Source organism: Caulobacter sp. GW456-12-1-14-TSB4, from assembly GCF_059424195.1.
Map to the genome: position 1 here is coordinate 12,834 of NZ_JBWKZF010000039.1, position 21,428 is coordinate 34,261.

Consider the following 21,428-nt stretch of genomic DNA (forward strand, 5'->3'; position numbering starts at 1 on the left):
GGCCCCCCCCCCCTTCTTCGTTCAGGGATGTGGGATCCCGGTTATTGCGGGATCGTCGCCTGGGGCTGCGGCGTCGGGGCCGGAGCCGCCGGGGCCGGGATCACCAGCGGAGCCGGTTCGGCGATCGGGGCGCTGACGGCCGGCGGGGCGGCCGGGACCGTGGCGCTGACGTTAGCCGAAGCCGTCGAGGCGTCCGGAGCGGTGGTTTCCTCGACCGGAGTCGCGCGGCGAGCCGTGCGGACCGGAGCAGCGCGCGGCGCCGGAGCCGAGCGGGCGACCGGGGCGGGCGCCGGGGTCTCGTTGGCGGCCAGTTCGGTCGGCTGCGGGATCGGCGACGGCGTGGCCGAGGCTTCAGCCGGGAGCGGCGTCGTCTTCGGGGCCGGGCTTTCGGCGGCGGCGACCTTCAGCGACTGCGGATCGGTCGGGGCTTCGGCGCGATTGGCCGTCATGGCCCAGATCATGCCGCCAGCGACGACGGCGACGACCGGGACACCGATCAGAAGCGGCAGGTTGCCAGACGCTTTCTTCTTAGGCGTGCGAGCATAGATCGGCTGGCTCGGAAACAATGCCGAAGCATTCGAGTCAGTCGCGACGACCGGTTCCGGGGCGTCGAAGTTCAGAGCGGGGCGGGCGGTGCGAGCGGTGGGCATTTCTACCTCCGTGAGTGAGCTGTTCGAGAAAATGAACGGCGCGATAACTCAGCGGTTCCCTTGCCCTGTAATGGCGCCGGATTTGACTCAATCCGGCCTTATTCAGCTAAATCGGAAAATGTACGGCCACGCTTCCTGAAAACAACTTCAAAGCCTTGCCGGGCCTGGATCGAAGAAGATGCCGCCCGCAGGCGTCCGAAAGCTTTTCCGGCCTAGCCTGCTTGATGTAGAGAAACGGCCATGACGCAAGATTCCAAAACGATCCAAGGCCGCACCGGCCCCTGGGAAATCGTCCTCGGCCTCGAGGTCCACGCTCAGGTGGCCAGCAAGTCCAAGCTGTTCTCCGGCGCCGCCGTCGGTTTCGGCGCGGGTCCGAACGAGCAGGTCAGCCTCATCGACGCGGCCATGCCGGGCATGCTGCCCGTGCTGAACAAGTTCTGCGTCGAGCAGGCGGTGAAGACGGGCCTGGGCCTGAAGGCGCAGATCAATCTGAAGAGCCGCTTCGACCGCAAGAACTACTTCTATCCCGACCTGCCGCAGGGCTATCAGATCAGCCAGTTCGACCAGCCGATCGTCGGCGAGGGCGTGGTGACCGTCGAGCGCGACGACGGCACGACCTTCGACGTCCGCATCGAGCGCCTGCACCTGGAGCAGGACGCGGGCAAGTCGCTGCACGATCAGGACCCGAACGCGACCTATGTCGACCTGAACCGCGCGGGCACGGCGCTGATGGAGATCGTCTCCAAGCCCGACATGCGCACCTCGGAAGAGGCCGCGGCCTATGTGAAGAAGCTGCGCACGATCCTCGTTTACCTGGGCACCTGCGACGGTGACATGGAGAAGGGCAACCTGCGCGCCGACGTCAACGTCTCGGTCTGCCGCCCCGGCGACTACGAGAAGTTCCGCGAGACCGGCAGCTTCAGCCACCTGGGCACGCGCTGCGAGATCAAGAACGTCAACTCGTATCGCTACATCCAGCAGGCCATCGAGTACGAAGCCCGTCGCCAGATCGAGATCCTGGAAGACGGCGGCAAGATCGACCAGGAGACCCGCCTGTTCGACCCGACCAAGCTCGAGACCCGCTCGATGCGCAGCAAGGAAGAAGCGCACGACTACCGCTACTTCCCCGATCCCGACCTGCTGCCGCTGGTGCTGGACGCCGCCTGGGTGAAGGAACTCGAGACGACCCTGCCGGAACTGCCGGACGCCAAGAAGCTGCGCCTGCAGAGCCAGTACGGCCTGTCGGCCTATGACGCCGGCGTGCTGATCATCGAGAGCGACCGCGCCGACTACTTCGAAGCCGCCGCCAAGGGCCGCGACGCCAAGCTGGTGGCCAACTGGGTGACCAACGAGCTGCTGTCGAAGCTGTCGGCCAACGGCCACGAGATCGCCGCCTCGCCGCTGCCGTCGTCGGACATCGCCCAGCTGGTCGAGCTGATCGAGAACGGCACGATCTCGTCGAAGATCGCCAAGGAGGTCTTCGAGCACATGTGGGCCGGCGAAGGCCGTCCCGCCGAGATCGTGGAAAAGCGCGGCTTGGTGCAGATCAACGACACCGGCGCCATCGAGAAGGCCATCGACGACCTGGTCGCCGCCAATCCGGACAAGGCCGAGGCCGTGAAGGAAAAGCCGCAGGCTCTGGGCTGGTTCGTCGGCCAGGTCATGAAGGCCACGGGCGGCAAGGCCAACCCCGCCACGCTCAACGAGCTGCTGCGCAAGAAGCTCGGCGTCGCCGAATAGTCAGTCAGCACTGCCTGAAAATGACGAGGGCCCGCGGTGGAAACCGCGGGCCCTTCTTCGTTGATGCGAACTTTCTTATTGGGGCGCGGTCGGCTCTTCGGCCGGCTTCTTGTGCTTCTTGGCCTTCTTGGCGGCCTTGTCGTCGGCGGCCGGGGCCGTCGGTTCTTGCGTGGCCGGAGCGGTGGCCGAGGTCGGGGCGCCAGCCGAGTCGGCGGGCGTCGCGGTTTCCGAAGCCGGCGGGGCCGGTTGTTCGGTGGTCGGCGCGGCGGCCGACGGATCATTGGTCGTGGCCGGAGCGGTCGCGCTGGCTTGCGGATCGCTCGGCGCGGTCTGGGTCACCTGGGCCAGGGCCGAGCCAGCGTAGGCGGTGGCGGCCAGAGCCAGGGCGGCGGTGGTGATGCGCAGGGTCTTCATGGGTGGGGACCGTATTGCTGCAGCGTCGTTGTGTGACGCGAGCCCTACGCTGGCCAAGCAATGCGGTCGAAATGACTTCGCAATCGGGCGCTTAGGCCCCATGCGCGGCGAGGTTGAGGCGCTTGTGACCGCAAAACGGCGCCCCAGGCAAAGCCCAGGACGCCGTCTCGACACTATAAAGGCAGTTCAGGTCTAGTGGTTGGCGATGACGTCGAAGATCAGCCCCGTCGCGATGGCGGCCAGCACGTAGTCATTGCCGGTGCGATACCAATAGTACCCCCGGGGCGGTTGGCGCAGGCTGTAACGATAGTAATCGTTCACCACATAGCCGCCGCCACGATAGTAACCGGGCAGATAGGCGCCGCGACGCCACGACGTATAGCCGGGTCGGAAACCCGGACGGCCATAATAGGCGGCCGGCGGCGGGCCGTAGGACCAGCGATTGTTATAATAGTAGCCGTTGTGGCGGCCGCCATCCCAGCGGTCATTGCGACCATAGTCGCTACGACCGTAGTTCCCGCGACCATAGTCGCCACGGCCGCGATCGCGGTCATAGTCGCGACGGTCATGGTCCCGGCCGCGATCCCAGTCGCCACGGCCGCGATCGCCGCGGTCACGATCGTTATGTTCCCAGCGGCCGCGATCCTGGGCCGCGGCGTCGGTGGCCGTCAGAGCCATCGGGCCCGCCACGGAGGCCACGGCGGCGATGGTGAGCAGCAGACGTTTCATGTCGTCTTCTCCTAGTGGTCGGGCGGCGCCTCCGAGACGTCGCCTAGAAACTTCCCTCGACCTTGAAACGCAGAATGACGCTCTTCGGCTGAACCCAGGCTGAACGGCGCCGTCAGGCTTCGCTTGGCTGATTTCCCTACGGAAGCCTTGGCGGGGAGGGCGCGGGCGACCATCTTTCGTCACAACAACGATGACAGGGAGGGAAGGCCAATGAGCCGTCCGATCGAACTGCACTATTGGCCCACGCCCAACGGCTGGAAGGTCTCCATCGCTCTGGAGGAGATGGGCCTGCCCTATGAGATGATCCCGGTGAACATCGGGACCGGCGAGCAGTTCAAGCCGGACTTCCTGGCCATCAGCCCCAACAACCGCATGCCGGCCATCGTCGATCACGACGGTCCCGACGGCCAGCCGATCTCGATCTTCGAGTCGGGCGCCATCCTGCAGTACCTGGCTCGAAAGACCGGTCAGTTCTACGGCGAGACCGAGCGGGACCGCGTCCACATCGACCAGTGGGTGATGTGGCAGATGGGCGGCCTGGGCCCGATGGCCGGCCAGACCCATCATTTCCGCCAGTACGCCCCCTCGATCATCGCCGACCAGCGCCAGATCGCCTACGGCGCCATCCGCTACACCAACGAGACCCACCGCCTGTACGGCGTGCTCAACAAGCAGCTGGAAGGACGCGATTTCGTCTGCGGCCAATTGTCCATCGCCGACTTCATGATCTGGCCGTGGATCGTCCCTTGGAAGAACCAAGGCATTATTCTCGACGAGTTCCCCAATTTGAGGACGTGGTTCGAGCGGGTCGGAGCGCGGGAAAACGTGCAGAAAGGCTTTAAGCTCGGGGCCGAGCTACGCTCCGGAGGCCTGCAATCCTCGGGAAAAGCGGCCGAAGAAGCCCGCAGAGTCCTGTTCGGGCAGCGCGCCCGTTAAGGCGTCGTATACTGTGATTTACGCCCAGTAATCAGGGTCAATAAACAGTAACAGGGTGCGGCATTTATGCTCTCCGCGCGTTTAACTATATGTTCAGTCGCGCGGGACTTTCCTCTCTTCAAGCTCAGAACCGACAAAACGTCCGGGGCGAGCTTGAGAGAGGAGATGAGCCATGATGATGATGAATGAAGCGCCGCCGGCCATCGTCGCCACCCTGCCGCTGCCGACCGCCGGCTCGACCGGTGACGAACTGTTCCGCATGGGCCTGCTGTATTCGACCGGTCAGGGCGGCGCGCCGCTGGATTACGTGTCGGCGCACATGCTGTTCAACCTGGCCGCCATGCGCGGTTCGGTCGAAGCCAAGGTCTACCGCAAGGAACTGTCGCAAGAGATGGCCAGCGACGAAGTCGCCGAAGCCCAGCGTCAGGCCCGCGAATGGCTCGCCCACGGCTGAACCCGGTTTACCGGGTTCGGACGACTGCTCGCCGGTCCTGTGGGGGACCGGCTCAGTTGCCGCCGTTGACGTTGCCGTTGATCGCGTAGCTGAAGCTGATGGGCAGCAGATCGCGGAAGTACTGCTGCATGAACAGGCCTGCTTCCGACACACCGCTGCGCGGCACGTAGACGACGTCGAAACGCCGCAGGGGCACCAGATCCGTGCCGCCCGGACGAGTCAGGCCCGAGAGCAGGTCCGCCGTCCGCATCATCGCCCGCCCGTCGGGGCCGCGACGAATGATCACAACCTGATTGCGCTTGGCGCCATTGGTGAAGCCGCCGGCCTGGATGATGGCCCGCAGGGCGTCGCTGTCGCCCGCCATGTCGAACACGCCGGCGTTCTTGACCTCGCCGCCGACGAACACCTTGAGCGGCGTCGCCGTCTTCACCGAAACCTGGACCTGAGGCCGCAGCAGCGTGCCGGAATAGGCCTGGCTGATCGAGCCCTCCAGCTCGTCGATCGTGCGATCGGCGGCCATGACCGGGGCGACCAGCGGCAAAGTGATGCGGCCGTCGGGCTGCACCGTCACCGACTTGTTGAGCTCCGGAGCCGACGGCACGGCCACATCGACCTCGTCGCCCGGATAGAACCGGTACGACGGCTCGCTCTCGCTCCAATCGGCGTAACCGATATTAGAGAAGTTCGCGGTAGGCCTGGGGCCCGGCGTGATCGGCTCGGCGTCGATGTGCCCACAGGCGGAAAGTCCGCCGGCCATCAGGACCACGGTCAGGACCGTCTTGAGATGCGTGCGGCTCTGCATGCGACAAGTCTTAACAGGAATGGGTAACGAACCCTTAAGGCCGGTCGCCCCAGGGTGCGGGACAGATTGAACCGCCTGGATTCGGATGTCGACGAGCCCTTGGACAAACGTGCCGCATGACTCACCGCCTCGTAGGGCGGGGAGCGTCGCCGGCGCGCGTCCGAAATACGCGCCGACCGACTTCGTCACCCTGCTGTGGCGCGAGCGATTCCTGATGCTGGTGGTGTTCATCGTGATCGTGGCGCTGGGCTTTGCCTTCGCCACCACGCTGAAGAAGAACTACACCGCCCAGTCCAGCCTGTTCGTCCGCCTGGGCCAGGAATATGTCTACGAGCCCCGGGCCGGCGACGCGGGTCGTGGCGCGGTGCCCAACACCGACGAGGTCATCCAGTCGGAAGCCGAGATCCTGGGCAGCGGCGAGCTGCGCGAGCGGGTGATCCGCAAGGTCGGCTTCGGCAACATCTTCCCGAAGGCCGCGGCCAAGTACGTGGCCGCCACGCCCGAGGGGAAGCGCAAGCTGTTCGCCGAAGGCCGCGATTCGATCGCCAAGAGCCTGAAGATCGAGACCGCGCCGGACAACTCGATCATCCGCCTGGCCTATCAGAACAACAATCCGGAAATGGCCGAGAAGGTGCTGAACACCTTGCTCGAGGAATACCTGATCTATCGCCGCAGCCTGCTGATCGGCGGCGACAACAATGTGCTCCAGCGCCAGCGCGACATCTTCGCGCAGAAGCTGGGCGACGCCGACACGGCCTATCAGTCGTTCCTGACCACCAACGACATCGGCGACTTCACCGCCCAGAAGAACACGCTGACCCAGCTGCAGACCCAGGTCGAACAGCAGAAGTACTCGATCGACGCCCAGCTGCAGGATCGCACGGGCCGCCTGGCCGCCGTCGAGGCCGAGCTGGCGCGCACGCCGCCCGAGGCGGTGCTGTATCGCGACACCGACATGTCGGCCTCGACCAAGCTTGCGTCGCTGAAGCTGGACCGCGAGGGCCTGCTGGCCCGCTACACCGCCGGCGCCCAGCCGGTGCAGGACATCAACGCCCAGATCGCCCAGCTGGAAGCCGGTCTGGCCGCCGGCCGCACCAATGGCGAGGGCGCGCGCCGCAGCGGTCCCAACCCGATCTGGCAGACCCTGGCCACCACCCGCAACGACCTGCGGGCCGAGGTCGCCGCCTTGCAGCAATCGCAGGCCGCCTACGCCCAACAGGTCACGGACGTGAACTCGCGCCTGCTGCGCCTGGCTGGCCTGGAGCCGCAGTTCAACGAGCTGTCGCGGGACCGCGACGTCCTGTCCACGAACGTCCGCGACTTCACGGTCAAGGAACAGCAGGACGAGGCCCAGCGTCAGATGTCGTCCGAGAGCAGCGACAACATCCGCATCGTTCAGCGCGCCGTGGCCCCGTCGACCGGCAAGAGCCTGAAGAAGCCGGTGCTGATCCTGGCCGTCCTGTTCGCGGGCTTCACGGCGCTGTGCGTAGGCTTGATCCGCATGTTCCTGCGTCCCGGATTGCAGACGCCGGAATCGGCTTCGCGCACCCTGGGCGTGCCGGTCCTGGCCACGGCCGGGGTCAAGCGGTGAGCGCTTTCGTCGCCTTTCGCCCGTAGGGTTAATGTCGCAAGTTGCGATCTTCTGAGTTCGTGGCGATTCGGTAGATGGTGGATTTGAACGTCGAGATGACGGAGCTGTGGGGGGCGCTTGGCACGCCGCCCGCCGGACGTCCGCACGTTGTCCAGTTCATCTCCGCGCGTCGCGGGGAGGGCGCCTCGACGGTCGCCCGCGAGTTCGCCCGCTTCGCCTCGCGTCGCGCCGGTCGCAAGACCTGGCTGGTCGACCTGGATCTGAACAGCCCCAGCCAGTTCCGCGAGATCGCCGCCGATCCGAACCGTTTCGGACCCGTGGGCCCGCCGGTGGCGGCCTCGCCCGACGGCTCGACCTTCTTCACCGTCCAGCCGCCCGCGCCGCGCGCCGAGGGCGGGGTCTGGCCGGACGCCAAGTTCCTGACCGGCCACAGCGTCGGCGGGCCGCGTCTGTGGATCACCCGCTTCAACCGCGAGGCCCTGCGCGGCCGCCAGCAGGCCCATGTCATTCCGTCGGCGGACTATTGGCGGGCGCTGCGCAAGCACGCCGAGATCATCGTCGTCGACAGTCCGTCCCTGGACCGCTCGCAGTCCGGCCCGACCATCGCCCAGCACATGGACCAGACGGTGATGGTGGTCTCGGCCGACCAGCCGGACGTGCGCCAGCCGGCCATGCTGCGCGACGCCTTGACGGCCGCCGGCGGTCGTTGCGCGGGCATGTTCTTCAACAAGGTCTCGGTCGAGCCGCCCGGCTTCCTGAAGGCGATCCTGCCGTGACCAGCCTGGCCCCAGATGCGGCTTGGGGCAGGCAGGACGCTCGGACGCTGGCGCCGTCGTTCCTGACGGTCGTCTTCGCCGTGCTCATGCTGCTGATCTATACCGGCGGTTGGCAGCTGCCGCTGTTCGGCGAGAAGACCGACGAGAGCGCCTCGGGCCTGCTGCGCGTGGCCTTCCTACCCGCCTATGGCCTGGCCTTCCTGCTGATCCTGGCTAAGCCCTGGAACATGGTCCGGGCCACGCTGCGCCAGCCGTTCCTGATCATCCTGATGCTGGTCGTGGGCGCGTCGATCACCTGGTCGATCCAGCCCGACGTCTCGATCCGCCGTGGCTTCGCGGTGGGCTGCACGACGATCTCGGGCCTGGCCCTGGCCGCTCGTTTCCGCTGGGCCGAGCTGGCGCGGGTGTTCGCCATCACCTTCAGCGTGCTGATCGTCGCCTGCTATGTGGTCTGCCTCGCCGTCCCGTCGATCGGCGTCATGCGAGAGCTCTTCCCCGGCGCCTGGCGCGGCCTGTGGCTGGAGAAGAACGCGCTGGGCGGCCTGATGGCGATGGGCATCTGCGCCCTGGGCGCGGCGACGCTGCTCAACCCGCGCGAGGCCAAGATCTGGGTGCCGATGGCGTTCCTCGCCTTCGGCCTGGTGATCATGTCGCAGTCGAAGACCTCTCTGGCCTCGCTGGTATTGGGTCTGGCCGCCTTGGGGTTCGTCTGGATCGTGCAGCGGGGGCCGGCGATCGGCGTCGCCGCCACCTGGGCCGGGGTCAGCGGCGCGTCCCTCCTGGCGGCGTTCATCCTCCTGGCGTCGGACGTCTTCTTCCAGTTGCTGGGCAAGGACGCGACCTTCACCGGCCGGACCCAGATCTGGACCGCCGCCATGCGTCAGATCGAGGATCGCCCCTGGCTGGGCTACGGCTATGCGGCCGTCTGGAGCGACAAGTCCGGTTGGGGACCGCTGGCCTGGATCGTCCACGACGCCAAGTTCACGCCCCAGCACGCCCACAATTCGTGGATCGAGCAGTGGCTGGGCATGGGGATCATCGGCCTGGCCGCCTGGGCGCTGTTCTACCTGCAGACCATGACGCTGGCGATCATCGCCGTGTTCCGCAATCGCGGCGCGATGCTGGCCTTCCCGTTCCTGATCGTCTTCACCCTGGTCAGCCTGACCGAGAGCATCGCGGTCGTGTACAACGACTTCCGCTGGGCCGTGTTCGTGGCCCTGGCCGCCAAGCTGGCCTTCTCGGACAAGGTCCAGGACGAAGGGTAGGGGACGGGGGGCTAGAGCCCGATCCGGCGCGCGCCTTCGGCCACGGTCACGACGTCGAAGCCGTCCGCTACCGCCCGGTCGATCAGCCGCTCCAGCGCGCCCGTCGTACAGCCCCATTGCGAGGGCTCGGCCGCCACGTCGTGGGTGTAGAGGATCAGCCAGGCCTTGCGGGCCTTGGCCTTGTCCAGCCAGCCATTGGCGACGCTCTCGCCGTCCTCGCCCTCGATGCCCACGGCCGGGGCTTGGTTGAGGTCGGCGCCGTCGGCGATCAGGCCGTGATGCAGGGCGCGCAGGGTCTTGAAGCGGCCGGCCAGGGCCGTCTTCGCCGGCGCGCCGACGTCGCCATAGGGATAGGCGAAGCTGACCGGATCCGGCGTGCCCCACTGGGCCAGGCTCTCGGCGTTCTGGTCGATGTCCGCCACGGTCACCGCGCTCGACGACTGGCCGCAGTCCAGGTGCGAGAAGGTGTGGCAGGCGATCTCGTGTCCGGCGTCGTGCAGGCGGCGGGCATCGGCCCCGGTGGCGAAACGGCCCATCGGCCCGTCGCGCCCGGCCAGGCCAGCGGCGAAGTAGTAGGTGCCGCGCAGGCCGCGGGTCTCCAGCGCCTTGGCGCCGGCCTCGCAGGCCGTGGCGGGGGCGTCATCGAAGCTGAACGACACCATCGGCCGCTCCAGCGCCACCTTGGCCGGCCGGCGATAGGCCAGGCGGATCAGCCGACGGCGCAGTTTGCCCTTCAGGCTGCGGTCGGGTTCGTAGGCGTCGACCTTCTCGAACGAAGTCTGCATCAGACGGCCTCGATATAGAGGGACGCGCGGTACAGCCGCATGGCGAACGCGCGCAAGGAAACGGGAGCGGCTTCGGTCAGCGCGATCGACTTCAGCATCGGCCGCCAGACGCCACGCAGCGGGAAGGGCTTCAGGGCCTTGGCGACCTTGTAGCTGGGATAGCCGCTGACGATGTCGCGGTGGCTCTGGACCACACGGGCGAAGTTGGCCGCCGACTGCTCGTACTTGGCGGCCATGACCGGCGCGGCGTCCAGGCCGAGGTGGGTGGCGGTGTTGTCGATGTGCAGGATCGGATGCTGGCGCACGACCCGCATCGCCCACTCGACATCCTCCCAGCCCCAGCCCGCGAAGCCCTCGTCGAAGCCGATGGTCTCGAACACGTCGCGGCGGACCAGGAGGTTGGAGGTGAAGACGTGCTTCTCGGGTTCCTTGGCGCGCTCGGGGGCGGGCGTGCAGTCGCTCTTCAGCGCCATGGTCCGGTGCAGCTCGGTCTCGGGGCGCGGGGGCGTCTGGTCCAGGGTGAAGCCGCCGAACGCCACCGGGGCGTTGGTCTCGGCCACCGCCGCCCAGCGGCTCAGGAAGTCGGGCGTGTCGGGCAGCATGTCGCTGTCCAGGAACAGGAAGTGCGCGCCGCGCGCGTGACTGGCCAGGCGGTTGCGGCCCTTGGCGCGGCCTTCGTTGCTGGACAGCCGCACGAAGCGGGCCGGCACGCGCAGCTTCTCGATCCGGCGGGCGATGCGTTCGGCCAGGGCGTCGTCGCAGCCGCCGTCGTCCAGGACCACGATCTCGGCATGGGTGCTGGGATCGTCCAGCGCCTTGAGCAGGGCCGACGGATCATCGCGGAAGGTGGGGATCAGCACCGACAGGCGCGGCTGGGCGCTGGCCCAGGCGGCGTTTTCGATACGGATTTCGGTGATGGGGGCGGTCATAGGGCTGGGGCCCTCCGACGAAGAAGACCAGAGAGTTTTGCCCGCAGCCCGCCGATGTTCAGGCCCAGGGTCAGCGCGCCATAGACGGCCGCGCCGACGCCGGCCTTCAGGGCCAGCTCCAGCACGCCGCCGGGGGACGGCAGCAGCGACACGCAGGCGGCCATGGCCAGGCTGGCGCCGCCGGCCTTGGCCAGCACGTCCCACGGGATCGGCAGCGGGCAGGCGCGGCGGGCCAGGGCCCAGGCGGCGACGGCGCCGATCGCGTAGCTGACGGTCGTCGCCCACAGGGCGCCGTCCAGGCCCAGCATCGGGATCAGCAGCAGATTCAGGATCACGTTGGCGAGCGCCGGGGCGATCATGCTGACGATCAGCAGCGGCGTGCGGCGGGCCAGGGTGAAGGCCTGCAGCAGGTAATAGGTGGTCATGCCCGACAGCCAGCCGCTGGCGGCGATCCAGGGCGTCACGTGGCTGGCGCCGTCGCGCAGGGCCTCGCCGATCATCAGGTCGGCCAGGGGGCTGGCGACCAAGGCCAGGCCGACGGCGGCGGGCAGGGTGAGCAGGATCATGAAGCTGGCCTGTTCGCGCGCGGCCTCGGTCAGGGACGCCTGGCCGCCGCGCTCGAGGGCGGCGATCAGGGCGGGAGCCCCGGCCATGCCCAGCCAGATGAAGACGACGTCCAGGGTGCGGCTGCCCAGCGAATAGCCGGCATGATAGACGCCGACCGTGGCCTCATCCAGGAACGCGCCCAGCAGCAGGCGGTCGGTGCTGGCCAGCACCAGGGCCAGGATCAGCGAGAAGGCGACGGGCAGGCCATAGGCGGCGTAGGCTGCGGCCATGGCCTTGTCGAACTTGCCGCCGACCATGTGCTTCAGCTCGCGCGGCAGGACGACGGCCAGGCACAGCACCGAGATCAGGCCGGTGCCCAGGCTAGGCGCCGCGCCGCCTAGGCCGGTGAGCGCCAGGGCCAGGCCCAGAGCGAAGCCGCCGGCGATCTGGACCATGGTCAGCAGGGCCGCGCTGGAGACCTCGCCGGCGGCGCGGCGGCGCTCCAGGGCCAGCTTCATCAGGCTGCCGACCAAGATTGAGCCCAGAGCGGCGAAGATGGCGTTCTTCAGCGCCGGGTTCAGCGGCAGCAGCGCGATGACGATCCCGACGACCGGCACGGCCAGGGCCGCGATGATCCACATCAGGTAGAGGGTGGCGAAGTGGTCGGCGATGCGGCCGTCCTCGGCCCGCGTCGCCAGGAACCGCGCCATGGAGGCCTCGGTCCAGGCCAGCATGGCGGTCTGGGTCAGGCTGCCGACCGAGAAGGCCAGGGCGTAGACGCCGTACTGGGCCGGATCCAGGACGCGCGTGAACAGGACGATGGTGAGCAGCCCCACCACGCCTTGCACCACATTGACCGGCAGGTAGCCGAGGACGCCACGCCAGAACATCGCCGGCCGCCTAGCGCACCGCCGACCGGTCCCCCAGCAGGCAGGGGATGGTCATGACGATGATGTAGAGGTCCAGCCAGAACGACTGGCGCTCGATATATTCGACGTCCAGGGCCACGCGCAGGCGGACGCTCTCGGGCGTGTCGACGGGACCGCGCGAGCCCTTGATGGCGGCCCAGCCGGTCAGGCCCGGCTTCATGCGGTGGCGGTGGGCGTATTCGGCGACCAGCTTGGCCGACTCGACGCCGCCGGTCTTCATGCCGATGGCGTGGGGGCGGGGGCCGACGATCGACATCTCGCCCGTCAGCACGTTGAACAGCTGCGGCAGCTCGTCGAGGCTGGTCTTGCGGATGAACTTGCCGACCTTGGTGACGCGGTCGTCATTGGCGCTGATCTGGCGGACGGCCTGAGCGTCGGCCATCTCGTGGCGCATGGAGCGGAACTTCCAGACCAGGATCGCCTCGTTGTTGAAGCCGTGGCGGCGCTGGCGGAAGAAGATCGGGCCGGGGCTGTCCAGCTTCACGGCCAGGGCGACGATCAGCATGACCGGACCGGCGACCAGCAGGCCCGCGCCTGCCACGGCCAGGTCCTGGGCGCGCTTGATCCACGCCTGACGTCGGCCGGTGGCCGCGCCCGACAGCTCGTTCTCGCCGCCGGCGACGATGCGGGTCAGGGCGGCGTCGTCCTCGGCGGGACCGCCGATGTCGATGAAGAGGTTCACGGGGTTGGGCAGCACGCCCAGCTTCTCGACCAGCTGGCGCACGCGGCCCTGGGCGGTTTGCTGCACGGCGATCACCACGCGGTCGACATAGGGCATGATGCGATGGTCGAGCAGGGCGGTGGTGTCGCCCAGCACCGGCACGCCCATGATGTTCTCGGGCGCGCGGTCCAGGCGGTCGTCGAACACGCCCAGGACATTGGCCTCGCCGGTGCGCAGGGCCGCCTCGATCAGGCGCTGGGCGTTGGCGGTGGCGCCGACCACGATGATGTTGGGCGTCAGGCGGCCCAGCTGGCGGCCACGGGCGATGATCGTCCACCAGACGGCGTGCAGCGCGGTGACGCCGGCGGTGGCGGCCAGCAAGGTCCAGGCGACCGAGGTCCCGACGCGGCCCGAGATCAATAGCGCGGCCGCCGCGGGCAGCAGGCTCAGGCCCAGCGCCAGGGCGACCCGGGCCAGGTGGCGCGGCAGACCCTGCTTGCGCGGGAAGGCGTAGGCGCCCAGCATCCGCAGCGCGACCAGGGCGGTCAGCGCCCACAGGCCGGCGGCCAGCGGGTGACCTTCTACGCTCAGTCCCACGGCGACGCCGACGGCGACCAGGGCGTCGACGATGCGGAACGTGCGCGCCAGCAGACGCGCCTCCAGGCGCGCCCGCGACGGGATCAGCTGCCCGGGGCGGAACGGCCCGCGTCGCGCGCGTCCCGGATCGCCGCTTCCGCCGCCCGAAACACGGCCTCCGACCTCCGCCCCGCCCACGAAGGCGACAGCGGATTCGGCGGTCGAAGCAGAGGAGGGGATCGAGGACATGGCGCTCATCGCTGGAAAAACCATGTTCAACCTAGCGGGGCCGTCTGAGCGCCCCGTTAACAGGCGAATTTTCCGCACAAGCGCCGTTGTCATCCTGTAGCGAACAGGCTATCTGACCGCTCCCTCTCAGGAGGAGACGTGGCCGAGAGGCTGAAGGCACCGCTTTGCTAAAGCGGCATACCTCAAAAGGGTATCGAGGGTTCGAATCCCTCCGTCTCCGCCATCCCCCTATCCTTGGCTAAAGCTTGGCGCGCACGAGCGCGGGAATCTCAAGCCGCGTTGCGCAAGGGCTTCGGGTCGGGGTTGGAAAGCCCCGCCCAACACCTTCTGGAGCCAACGCCGCTTGGGCGAAGGGGGCTGATCTTCCACGGCTGGCTCGACGCCGGTTTCGTCAGCCCCAAGAGCAAAGCCTCAGGCCGCGTCGCTGGCGTCTTCGGCCATGGTCCGCACCAGGTTCAGGACCTGGCGGCGGATGCGGCTCTGGCCGATCTTGGGGAAGGCTTCGGCGAGCGCGAAGCTTTCCGGCGTCGTCAGGAAGGTCTGGACCACCTTTTCCGCATTGCTGGCGACGGGGGCGCCGGCGGCCGTGTCGGCCAGGCCGTCGAAGAAGAAGGTCATGGGAACCTGCAGGGTCGTCGCGATCTGGTAGAGCTTGGAGGCGCTGATGCGGTTGGAGCCGCGCTCATACTTCTGCACTTGCTGGAAGGTCAGCCCCAGGGTCGTCGCGAGTGTCTCCTGGCTGACGCCGAGCATTTTTCGACGCAGGCGCACCCGGGCGCCGACATGCGCGTCGATGGCGTTGGGGGTTCGGGCTTCGGCTTCATGGGTCATGGCGTTTTCCTCGGGGTTCGCTTTTGGGAGGGAGGAACGGCCGGTCAGCGAACTGGACACGGCCGCTCTTGATCTTCGAAAGGTGGGCGGGCTCTAGAGGCCCGCGGCGCTTCTCAAGGCGCGGGCCACGGCGTCGTAGTCGCCGTTGAAATGGTGGTCGCCCGGCAGGCCGATCTTGCGGATCTGGGCGGGGAAGACCGGGCAGGCGTCGTCGTGCTCCTGCTGGCCGTAGATGCAGACGATCGGCATGTCCTTGAGCGTGTTGAGCACGGGCGCGATGGGATAGCTGTCCTGGGCGCCGGCGTTCAGCCAGTCGCCTGGATGGAACTCCAGCTCGCCGGTGGAATCCGTGCCCAGCAGCGCGACGACGCGGACTTGATCGCGAATATCGGCCGGCAAGTGCTGGACGATGATCGGCAGGGCGTCCGCGCCGAAGGAGTAGCCGGCCAGCACGACCCGCTTCTTGCCCCAGGCGGCCTGGTAGTGGCGGATCACGGCGGTCAGGTCGTCGGCGGCCTGCTGCGGGGTGCGCTTGGTCCAGAAGTAGCGCAGGGAGTCATAGCCGACGACCGGCACGCCGGCCTGGACGAAGCCCTGGGCCAGGCCCCGGTCGATGCCGGCCCAGCCGCCGTCGCCGGAATAGAACACCGCCAGGGTGTCACCGCCGGGCGCGGCCGGAACCTCGACCAGCGGCAGACCGGCCAACTGGGCGGCCGTGACGCGCGGCGCGGCGGCGATCGGAGCGACGCTCGCCAGCGCCTGACCGACCTGAGGCGCCAGAGCAGCGTCGGTCGCCAGGGTTTGCCGGCGGGCGCTGGGGATCTTGCCGAAGAAGTCTCGGGCGGTGTCACCAGCCTGCAGGCTGACGAACGGGACGCTCAGCCTGGCGGCGGGCTGGTAGGTGAAGCCGCCCGGCGCGGCGACGTGGGTCAGGCCGCCGTCGCCGGCCAGCAGCGGATGGACCGTGGCCAGATCGGGCGTGAAGTCCAGCGCCACGCCACCCTGGAAGATGCCGGCCGGCGACTGGGCCAGCGTGCCGTAGGCCAGGGCCGCGCCGGCCCCGCGACCGATGAGGATCGGCTTGTGATAGCCGCCGAACTTCAGAGCCTTCTGAGCGGCCTGGGCCAGTTCGGAGAAGTCGCCGGCCGGATAGAGACCGTGATTGCCGGCCTCGCGCTGGGCGGCGGCCAGGAAGCGCGGCAGGTCGACGCCGACGACGGTGGCGTCCGATGCCGTCAGCTGGCGGGCCAGGTCGGTCATCACCGGGGTCCAGCCGGTCTTGTCCGAGATCAGGATCACGAAACGGCCAGGCTCGGTCCCGCGACGATAGATGGTCGTCGCGCCGACGGAGCCGTAGTGGAACGGCGTCTCGGTCAAGGGGGCGTTGGTCATGGGGGTCACCGCTGGCGTGGGGACAGGCGCCGCGTCGGCCGGAGAGCCCAGACCGCCGCGCGTGACCATCAGGCCTCCGGTCAGCAGGACCAGGGCGGTGGTGGTGGTCAGCAGGATCTTGCGGACGGACATGAGAGGCTCCTCGGACTTGGCGTCGAGGGTGTTTTCTCAAACCGGTCTCTCGCCAGCCTGCCGGCCGTCTTACGAGTTTGTGAGGTTAAGCTAACGTTTAAGGTGAGGCGGCTCGCGGCCGATCAGGCGGGTGGCGTCGATCAGGGCAGCGGCCAGGCCCGACGGCGGGGCGGCCAGATAACGGGGCGTCCAGACGGGATCGAACTTGTTCTTGAAGGCCCGCAGCCCCTCGAAGCCGTAATAGGCGCCGCCGCGCCGGGCGATCTGCCGGCCGACCTTGTGCCAGAAGGGCGCCAGGCGATGATCGGCCAGGCCCGACAGCGGGGCCATGCCCAGGTTGAACCAGGCAAAGCCCTGCGCCTTGGCCCACAGCAGCAGCTCGACGAACAGGAAGTCCATCGTCCCGCGCGGAGCCTCGTCGGTATGGCGCATCAGGTCGACCGAGGCCTCGACGCCGCCGCCCGTCCAGATGTTGGCGAAGGCGACCAGGTCCTCGCCCTTCCAGACCAGGGCGATCGGGTCGTGACGCAGAACATCGGGCGCGAACCGGCCCAGCGAGAAGCCCTTCTCGCGACCGCCGCGGTCCAGCAGCCAGGCGTCGGACACAGTCATCAGCCGAGCCATCAGGTCGTCCGTGATCGGTGGCTGGATCACTTCCAGGCGCAGGCCGTCGCGCTGGCCGCGCGTATGGCTCTGGCGCAGGTTGCGCCGTGCGCCGCCGGCCAGGTCGAACTCCGCCAGAGGGACACGGGCCTCCTCGCCCAGCTTCAGCGCCGAGAGGCCCAGGTCCAGGTAGTCGGTGATCCGCTCGCCGCTGGCGTGATAGATCACCGGCCGGGCGTCCTGGCGATCGGCCAGCTCGCGGAAGCGCCAGAGCAGGGCCTTGCCGGCCGCGCGATCGCCGACCGGGTCGCCCAGCATGATCAGGCTGGAGCCTTCCGCGCCGTACATCAGGAAGGCCTCGGGCGCGGCCAGGATGGCCTTGTCGCCGGTCAGGGCCAAGCGCGCGGTGGTGTCGGGCGAGGCCTCCACGAGGGGACGGATCGCATCCAGCTCGGCGGGCGGGGCGAGCGGCGCCAGGGCGTGGGGCAGGCGGGCTAGCCGCCAGACGCCGCCGGCCAGGATCAGGCCGCCGAGCAGGGCGATCGAGCGCATGAAGCGGGCGTGGTCGGCGTGATAGCCGAAGTGGGTCAGCAGTCGCGTCTCGAACGGTGCTCGCTCGTAGATCCAGGCGCCCAGGGCGATCGAGCCGACGAACACCGCCAGCACGCCGCTGATCAGCCACGGGGCCAGCTCGTCGCGATCGACCGCGCCGCTGCGGGTGAACAGCCGGCGGGAGGCGATCAAGGCCAAGGCCAGAACCAGGGCGGCGCAGGCTGGGGCGATGTCGAGGCCGCGCAGCAGCGCTGTCGAGGCCGCGACCAGGGCGACGGGTATGGCGACCAGGCGAGCGCTGGCCAGGCGTCGGAAGAGGCCCAGCGACAGCACCATCAGCGCCAGGCCCGCGGCCAGCGAGATCAGGTGGCTGGTCTCGACCACGATGAGCGGCACGACCGAGCGCAGGAAGCCCAGGCGATCGGTGGGGATGCGGCCGACCGCGATCAGCACCAGGGCGCCGCCCAGCACGAACGAGGCCAGGCCGGTGGCGGCGGGGCCGGCCTCGCGCCACAGGCGACGGGCCATCAGCCCCACCCGGCGCGTCCCGGATTCCTGGGCCAGCAGCAGGACCGCCGCCAGCATCAGCGGGATGACGTAGTAGAACAGGCGATAGCCGACGAAAGCCGCCGCCAGGGCCGTGCGATCCAGGTCCGGCAGCAGGGCCAGCATCGCGCCCTCGAACACCCCGACCCCGCCGGGCAGGCCCGAGAACAGGCCGGCGGCCGTGCTGACCGCATAGGCGCTGGCGAAGGCTGGGAAGGACGGCGCGGCGTCGCCGAGCAGCATCCAGACCAGGGCCGAGGTCACCAGATTGTCGGCCAGGCCCATGGTCAGCTGGGCCAAGGCCCAGGGCAGGGGCGGCAGGGTGAAGGCCCGGCCAAACACCCGCAGCGTTCCTCGGGCCAAGGCGCAGGCGACGAGATAGGCCAGCGGGAAGGCCAGCAGAACCGCGCCCGCGCCGTGCGCCAGGGCGGGGGGCAGGTGCAGGGTCTCGAACATGGCCGGCGGGGCGGTCAGCAGGCTGGCGCCGGTCAGGGTGGTCAGGCCGAGCGCGAAGGCGACCGCGCAGAAGAGGGTGGTGCGGGCGGCCTTGCCGACATCCGCGCCGTGACGACCATAGAGCCGCGCCCGCACGGCTCCGGCGACGATCGGCGTCAGGCCGATACTGTTGGCGAAGGCGTAGGCGATGAACGACACCGTCAGGCCCGAGCGCAGCGGTATCTTCACGCCCGCCCAGCGCAGGGCCAACTGCTCGTTGGCGGCCAGCAGGCCGTAGCTGGCGGCGACCATCAGGGCGGCCAGCGCCAGTCGGCCGACGCCCCAGTCGCGGATTTCGCCGACGACCGCGCCCAGTGACAGGACATGCAGCTCGCGCCACAGGACATAGCCGGCCGCGGCCAGCAGCACGACCGGCGCCAGGCGCGCGACAATCGTCTTGAGTGTGGCCAAGGGGCTTTCTCCCATGGGGAGCAGGGGAGCCGAGTTCTCGCGCTCCGTAAAGACGGCGTCAGACATGAGTGGCTTCGTCGGCGCCGTCAGCCTCGGCGACTGATCCGTCCACGGGCGTGTCCGCGCCCGTGAAAAGGGCCGTCAGGCGTAGTCGCAGGAGCAGAAGATCCCATTCGTGCAGCCACGGGCCGTCGGGCTCTTTGACAGTGTCGCGCATGGCTGGATCTCCGTTCTTCGGAGACCTAGATCGCCGGGCCGCCTGACTGGCGCTTGGCGGCAAGCTGGATTTTTTGTGAGGTTAGGCGGAGACCGGCAGGCGCAGCACGACCCGCAGGCCCGGATGGTTGTCCTCCAGGTCCAGCCGTCCGCCGTGCAGCTTGGCGCAGGCCACGGCGATGGCCAGGCCCAGGCCGGAGCCGGTGGTGGAGCGAGTCTCGTCCAGCCGCACGAAGCGCTCGACCACGCGACCGCGCTGATCGGCGGGCACGCCGGGACCGGTGTCGGCGACCACCAGCCGGATCTCGGTGTCGTCCGGCTCGAGCGACAGGGTGACCCGCGCCCCGTCACCGGCGTAGCGCGCGGCGTTGTGCAGCAGATTGCCCAGCGCTTGGCGCAGGATCAGCTCGTGACCGATCAGGGTGACGGGCCGCTCGGGCGCGGCGACGCTCAAGGCCTGTCCTGCGTCCTCGATCACCGGTTCGAACAGCTCGCCCAGGTCCCGCACCATCTCCGCCAGGTCGACCGGCGCCATCAGGTCACGCGAGAGGCCGGTCTCGGCCCGGGCGATGTCGAGCAAGGCGCCGAAGGTGGCCAGGACCTGTTCGCACTGGGCTTGAGCCTCGACGATCAAGGCCAGGCGCGTGTCGTCGGACAGGTCCTCGTCCAGGGCGCGGCTCAGCGATCCGCGCAGGCGGGTGAGGGGGGAGCGCAGGTCGTGCGAGAGACTGTCGGTGACCGTGCGCATGCCCGTCATCAGCTCCTCTATCCGCGCGAGCATGGTGTTCACCGCGCCCGCCAGCTCGTCGAACACGTCGTGGGCGCCGGCGATCGGGGCGCGGGCCGAGAGGTCGCCGGCGGCGATGCGGTCGGCGGCCTGGGCCACGCCCTCGGCCCGGCGGACCAGCAGGCGACCAAGGCCCAGGGCCGCGAGCGCGACGATGGCCAGGCTGGCCACCAGGGTGGCGCCCACCGTGGTCAGGATCGCCCGGTTGAAGGCGCGGCGGTCGGCCAGGTTCTCGTAGATGACCAGCAGGCCGCCCACCGACATCGGCTGGAGTAGAATCTCATAGTCGGCGCCGGCGATGGTGCGGATGCTATAGCCCGGCTCGGGCAGGTCGGCGGCCGCGAGGATCGCCGCACCGCCGATCCGCTGGCCGTCATTGTCGAACACCGCGTAGTCGAAGGCCCCATGCTCGTTGCGGGCCCGGTGGTCCAGCGCGCGGGCCATCGAGCCCAGGCCCTCCTCATGGGCGAAGGCGACGAAGTAGTCGCGGGCCGTCTCGGCCACCAGCCGCTGGCGTTGCTCGATCAGCCGGTCGGCGGCCAGGTAGACGCCGAGCAGGCCGAAGGCCAGGGCGACGGCGACGGCCGCGGCGATGATCAGGGCCAGGACGGAGGGGCGCGCGCCCTTCACGGCTCGACCGACAGCCGGTAGCCCGAGCCGCGCACGGTATGCAGCAGGGGTTTGTCGAAGCCTTCGTCGATCTTCTTGCGCAGGCGGCTGATGTGGGTGTCGATCAGGCTGGTGTGCGGATCGAAGCGATAGTCCCAGACCTCTTCCAGCAGCATGGTGCGGGTCACCACGCGGTCGCGGTGGCGCAGGAAGTATTCCAGCAGCTTCAGCTCGCGCGGCAGCAGGTCCAGGCTCTTGCCGGCCCGGGTCACGCGTCGCGACAGCAGGTCCAGCGAGAGGTCGCCGCAGGCCAGGCTGGTCTCGACCGGCTTGGCCACGCCGCGTCGCATCAGGTTCTCCAGCCGGGCGGCCAGTTCGGAGAAGCCGAACGGCTTGGTCAGGTAGTCGTCGGCCCCCGCGCGCAGGCCTGTCACCCGCTCGTCCAGGTGGGCCAGGGCGGAGAGGATCAGGATCGGGGTCTGCACCCCGGCCGCGCGCACGGCCTTGGTCACCGACAGGCCGTCCATGCCGGGGATCATCCGATCCATGACGATGGCGTCGAACTCCGAGCTGCTGGCCATGTAGAGGCCGTCGCGGCCGTCGGCCACGTGCTCGGCCGTGAAGCCAGCCTCGCGCAGGCCCTTGAGGATGTACTCGGCGGTTTCGGCGTCGTCCTCGACGACCAGGATCCGTCGGCTCATAGGCGGTCAGCCCTTGGCGACGCAGGCGGCGACGAAGGCTTCATGCGAACCGTGCCGCACCTTCTGGGCGCGCCAGACCTTCTCGCAGGCGGCGTGCTTGGCGGTGTGGGCGGGATCGGGT

General features: G+C 68.8%; 18 protein-coding genes, 1 tRNA gene and 2 pseudogenes. 7 read left to right on the plus strand and 14 right to left on the minus strand.

What is annotated here, in order from left to right; all coding sequences use genetic code 11:
- Positions 1-41 precede the first annotated feature (41 nt).
- Entirely contained in the window at positions 42-650 is a 609-nt protein-coding gene (locus AC07YH_RS24265; protein ID WP_494749470.1) for a hypothetical protein, read from the minus strand.
- A 240-nt stretch (positions 651-890) separates the two neighbouring features.
- Here AC07YH_RS24265 and gatB point away from each other — a divergent pair, with 240 nt between their 5' ends.
- Complete coding sequence (gatB, locus tag AC07YH_RS24270; RefSeq protein ID WP_494749471.1) at positions 891-2,390, plus strand: Asp-tRNA(Asn)/Glu-tRNA(Gln) amidotransferase subunit GatB; 1,500 nt, start codon at positions 891-893, stop codon at positions 2,388-2,390.
- A gap of 75 nt (positions 2,391-2,465) precedes the next feature.
- On the opposite strand, the gene AC07YH_RS24275 is transcribed toward gatB, so the two are convergent.
- Together AC07YH_RS24275 and AC07YH_RS24280 are read right to left on the minus strand one after the other, a co-directional pair.
- Positions 2,466-2,804, minus strand: a complete 339-nt coding sequence (locus AC07YH_RS24275) for a proteophosphoglycan 5 (protein WP_494749472.1) — start codon at positions 2,802-2,804, stop codon at positions 2,466-2,468.
- Between the two features lie 192 nt (positions 2,805-2,996).
- The gene (locus tag AC07YH_RS24280; protein WP_494749473.1) at positions 2,997-3,533 is read right to left on the minus strand and encodes an RcnB family protein; all 537 of its coding nucleotides are present in this window, start codon (positions 3,531-3,533) and stop codon (positions 2,997-2,999) included.
- 210 nt (positions 3,534-3,743) lie between these two features.
- Here AC07YH_RS24280 and AC07YH_RS24285 point away from each other — a divergent pair, with 210 nt between their 5' ends.
- Together AC07YH_RS24285 and AC07YH_RS24290 are read left to right on the plus strand one after the other, a co-directional pair.
- Positions 3,744-4,469, plus strand: coding sequence for a glutathione S-transferase N-terminal domain-containing protein (locus tag AC07YH_RS24285; protein WP_494749474.1), 726 nt, complete (start codon positions 3,744-3,746; stop codon positions 4,467-4,469).
- A gap of 172 nt (positions 4,470-4,641) precedes the next feature.
- Positions 4,642-4,923: a sel1 repeat family protein gene (locus AC07YH_RS24290; protein WP_494749475.1), complete on the plus strand. Its 282-nt coding sequence runs from the start codon at positions 4,642-4,644 to the stop codon at positions 4,921-4,923.
- A gap of 52 nt (positions 4,924-4,975) precedes the next feature.
- On the opposite strand, the gene AC07YH_RS24295 is transcribed toward AC07YH_RS24290, so the two are convergent.
- Positions 4,976-5,725 (minus strand): polysaccharide biosynthesis/export family protein, encoded by a 750-nt coding sequence (locus AC07YH_RS24295; RefSeq protein WP_494749476.1) that lies wholly within the window; start codon positions 5,723-5,725, stop codon positions 4,976-4,978.
- A gap of 85 nt (positions 5,726-5,810) precedes the next feature.
- Here AC07YH_RS24295 and AC07YH_RS24300 point away from each other — a divergent pair.
- The 3 genes and pseudogenes from AC07YH_RS24300 to AC07YH_RS24310 all read left to right on the plus strand — a co-directional run bounded on the left by AC07YH_RS24300 (position 5,811) and on the right by AC07YH_RS24310 (position 9,357).
- A pseudogene (locus AC07YH_RS24300) lies at positions 5,811-7,342 on the plus strand (Wzz/FepE/Etk N-terminal domain-containing protein).
- Between the two features lie 48 nt (positions 7,343-7,390).
- Entirely contained in the window at positions 7,391-8,092 is a 702-nt protein-coding gene (locus AC07YH_RS24305; RefSeq protein WP_494749477.1) for a P-loop NTPase family protein, read from the plus strand.
- A gap of 86 nt (positions 8,093-8,178) precedes the next feature.
- A complete protein-coding gene (locus AC07YH_RS24310) occupies positions 8,179-9,357 on the plus strand; it encodes an O-antigen ligase family protein (RefSeq protein WP_494749487.1) in 1,179 nt (392 codons plus the stop codon).
- Positions 9,358-9,368: 11 nt separating this feature from the next.
- On the opposite strand, the gene hfsH is transcribed toward AC07YH_RS24310, so the two are convergent.
- From hfsH to hfsE, 4 genes and pseudogenes are all read right to left on the minus strand, one after another.
- Positions 9,369-10,142 (minus strand): oligosaccharide deacetylase HfsH, encoded by a 774-nt coding sequence (hfsH, locus tag AC07YH_RS24315; protein ID WP_494749478.1) that lies wholly within the window; start codon positions 10,140-10,142, stop codon positions 9,369-9,371.
- The gene (hfsG, locus tag AC07YH_RS24320; protein WP_494749479.1) at positions 10,142-11,071 is read right to left on the minus strand and encodes a polysaccharide biosynthesis protein HfsG; all 930 of its coding nucleotides are present in this window, start codon (positions 11,069-11,071) and stop codon (positions 10,142-10,144) included. Before hfsG ends, hfsH begins: the two co-directional genes overlap by 1 nt.
- Entirely contained in the window at positions 11,068-12,507 is a 1,440-nt protein-coding gene (gene hfsF, locus AC07YH_RS24325) for a polysaccharide biosynthesis protein HfsF (protein WP_494749480.1), read from the minus strand. The genes hfsG and hfsF overlap by 4 nt, the downstream gene beginning before the upstream one ends.
- A gap of 10 nt (positions 12,508-12,517) precedes the next feature.
- Positions 12,518-14,013, minus strand: a pseudogene (hfsE, locus tag AC07YH_RS24330) (polysaccharide biosynthesis protein HfsE).
- A gap of 151 nt (positions 14,014-14,164) precedes the next feature.
- On the opposite strand from hfsE, the gene AC07YH_RS24335 reads away from it, so the two are divergent.
- Positions 14,165-14,255 (plus strand) — tRNA-Ser (locus AC07YH_RS24335).
- A 188-nt stretch (positions 14,256-14,443) separates the two neighbouring features.
- On the opposite strand, the gene AC07YH_RS24340 is transcribed toward AC07YH_RS24335, so the two are convergent.
- From AC07YH_RS24340 to AC07YH_RS24365, 6 genes are all read right to left on the minus strand, one after another.
- Entirely contained in the window at positions 14,444-14,863 is a 420-nt protein-coding gene (locus AC07YH_RS24340; protein ID WP_494749481.1) for a helix-turn-helix domain-containing protein, read from the minus strand.
- Between the two features lie 93 nt (positions 14,864-14,956).
- The gene (locus AC07YH_RS24345) at positions 14,957-16,387 is read right to left on the minus strand and encodes a virulence factor family protein (RefSeq protein WP_494749482.1); all 1,431 of its coding nucleotides are present in this window, start codon (positions 16,385-16,387) and stop codon (positions 14,957-14,959) included.
- 90 nt (positions 16,388-16,477) lie between these two features.
- A complete protein-coding gene (gene mprF, locus AC07YH_RS24350) occupies positions 16,478-18,994 on the minus strand; it encodes a bifunctional lysylphosphatidylglycerol flippase/synthetase MprF (RefSeq protein WP_494749483.1) in 2,517 nt (838 codons plus the stop codon).
- 58 nt (positions 18,995-19,052) lie between these two features.
- Positions 19,053-19,211, minus strand: coding sequence for a hypothetical protein (locus tag AC07YH_RS24355; protein WP_494749484.1), 159 nt, complete (start codon positions 19,209-19,211; stop codon positions 19,053-19,055).
- 81 nt (positions 19,212-19,292) lie between these two features.
- Complete coding sequence (locus AC07YH_RS24360; RefSeq protein WP_494749485.1) at positions 19,293-20,627, minus strand: sensor histidine kinase; 1,335 nt, start codon at positions 20,625-20,627, stop codon at positions 19,293-19,295.
- A complete protein-coding gene (locus tag AC07YH_RS24365; RefSeq protein WP_494749486.1) occupies positions 20,624-21,307 on the minus strand; it encodes a response regulator transcription factor in 684 nt (227 codons plus the stop codon). The genes AC07YH_RS24360 and AC07YH_RS24365 overlap by 4 nt, the downstream gene beginning before the upstream one ends.
- Between the last annotated feature and the right edge of the window lie 121 nt (positions 21,308-21,428).

What these genes read in the sequence shown, in the direction of transcription:
- AC07YH_RS24265 (WP_494749470.1), bottom strand. Translation starts at nt 650, where the DNA reads ATGCCCACCGCTCGCACCGCCCGCCCCGCTCTGAACTTCGACGCCCCG.
- gatB (WP_494749471.1), top strand. Translation starts at nt 891, where the DNA reads ATGACGCAAGATTCCAAAACGATCCAAGGCCGCACCGGCCCCTGGGAA.
- AC07YH_RS24275 (WP_494749472.1), bottom strand. Translation starts at nt 2,804, where the DNA reads ATGAAGACCCTGCGCATCACCACCGCCGCCCTGGCTCTGGCCGCCACC.
- AC07YH_RS24280 (WP_494749473.1), bottom strand. Translation starts at nt 3,533, where the DNA reads ATGAAACGTCTGCTGCTCACCATCGCCGCCGTGGCCTCCGTGGCGGGC.
- AC07YH_RS24285 (WP_494749474.1), top strand. Translation starts at nt 3,744, where the DNA reads ATGAGCCGTCCGATCGAACTGCACTATTGGCCCACGCCCAACGGCTGG.
- AC07YH_RS24290 (WP_494749475.1), top strand. Translation starts at nt 4,642, where the DNA reads ATGATGATGATGAATGAAGCGCCGCCGGCCATCGTCGCCACCCTGCCG.
- AC07YH_RS24295 (WP_494749476.1), bottom strand. Translation starts at nt 5,725, where the DNA reads ATGCAGAGCCGCACGCATCTCAAGACGGTCCTGACCGTGGTCCTGATG.
- AC07YH_RS24305 (WP_494749477.1), top strand. Translation starts at nt 7,391, where the DNA reads ATGGTGGATTTGAACGTCGAGATGACGGAGCTGTGGGGGGCGCTTGGC.
- AC07YH_RS24310 (WP_494749487.1), top strand. Translation starts at nt 8,179, where the DNA reads ATGCTGCTGATCTATACCGGCGGTTGGCAGCTGCCGCTGTTCGGCGAG.
- hfsH (WP_494749478.1), bottom strand. Translation starts at nt 10,142, where the DNA reads ATGCAGACTTCGTTCGAGAAGGTCGACGCCTACGAACCCGACCGCAGC.
- hfsG (WP_494749479.1), bottom strand. Translation starts at nt 11,071, where the DNA reads ATGACCGCCCCCATCACCGAAATCCGTATCGAAAACGCCGCCTGGGCC.
- hfsF (WP_494749480.1), bottom strand. Translation starts at nt 12,507, where the DNA reads ATGTTCTGGCGTGGCGTCCTCGGCTACCTGCCGGTCAATGTGGTGCAA.
- AC07YH_RS24340 (WP_494749481.1), bottom strand. Translation starts at nt 14,863, where the DNA reads ATGACCCATGAAGCCGAAGCCCGAACCCCCAACGCCATCGACGCGCAT.
- AC07YH_RS24345 (WP_494749482.1), bottom strand. Translation starts at nt 16,387, where the DNA reads ATGTCCGTCCGCAAGATCCTGCTGACCACCACCACCGCCCTGGTCCTG.
- AC07YH_RS24355 (WP_494749484.1), bottom strand. Translation starts at nt 19,211, where the DNA reads ATGCGCGACACTGTCAAAGAGCCCGACGGCCCGTGGCTGCACGAATGG.
- AC07YH_RS24365 (WP_494749486.1), bottom strand. Translation starts at nt 21,307, where the DNA reads ATGAGCCGACGGATCCTGGTCGTCGAGGACGACGCCGAAACCGCCGAG.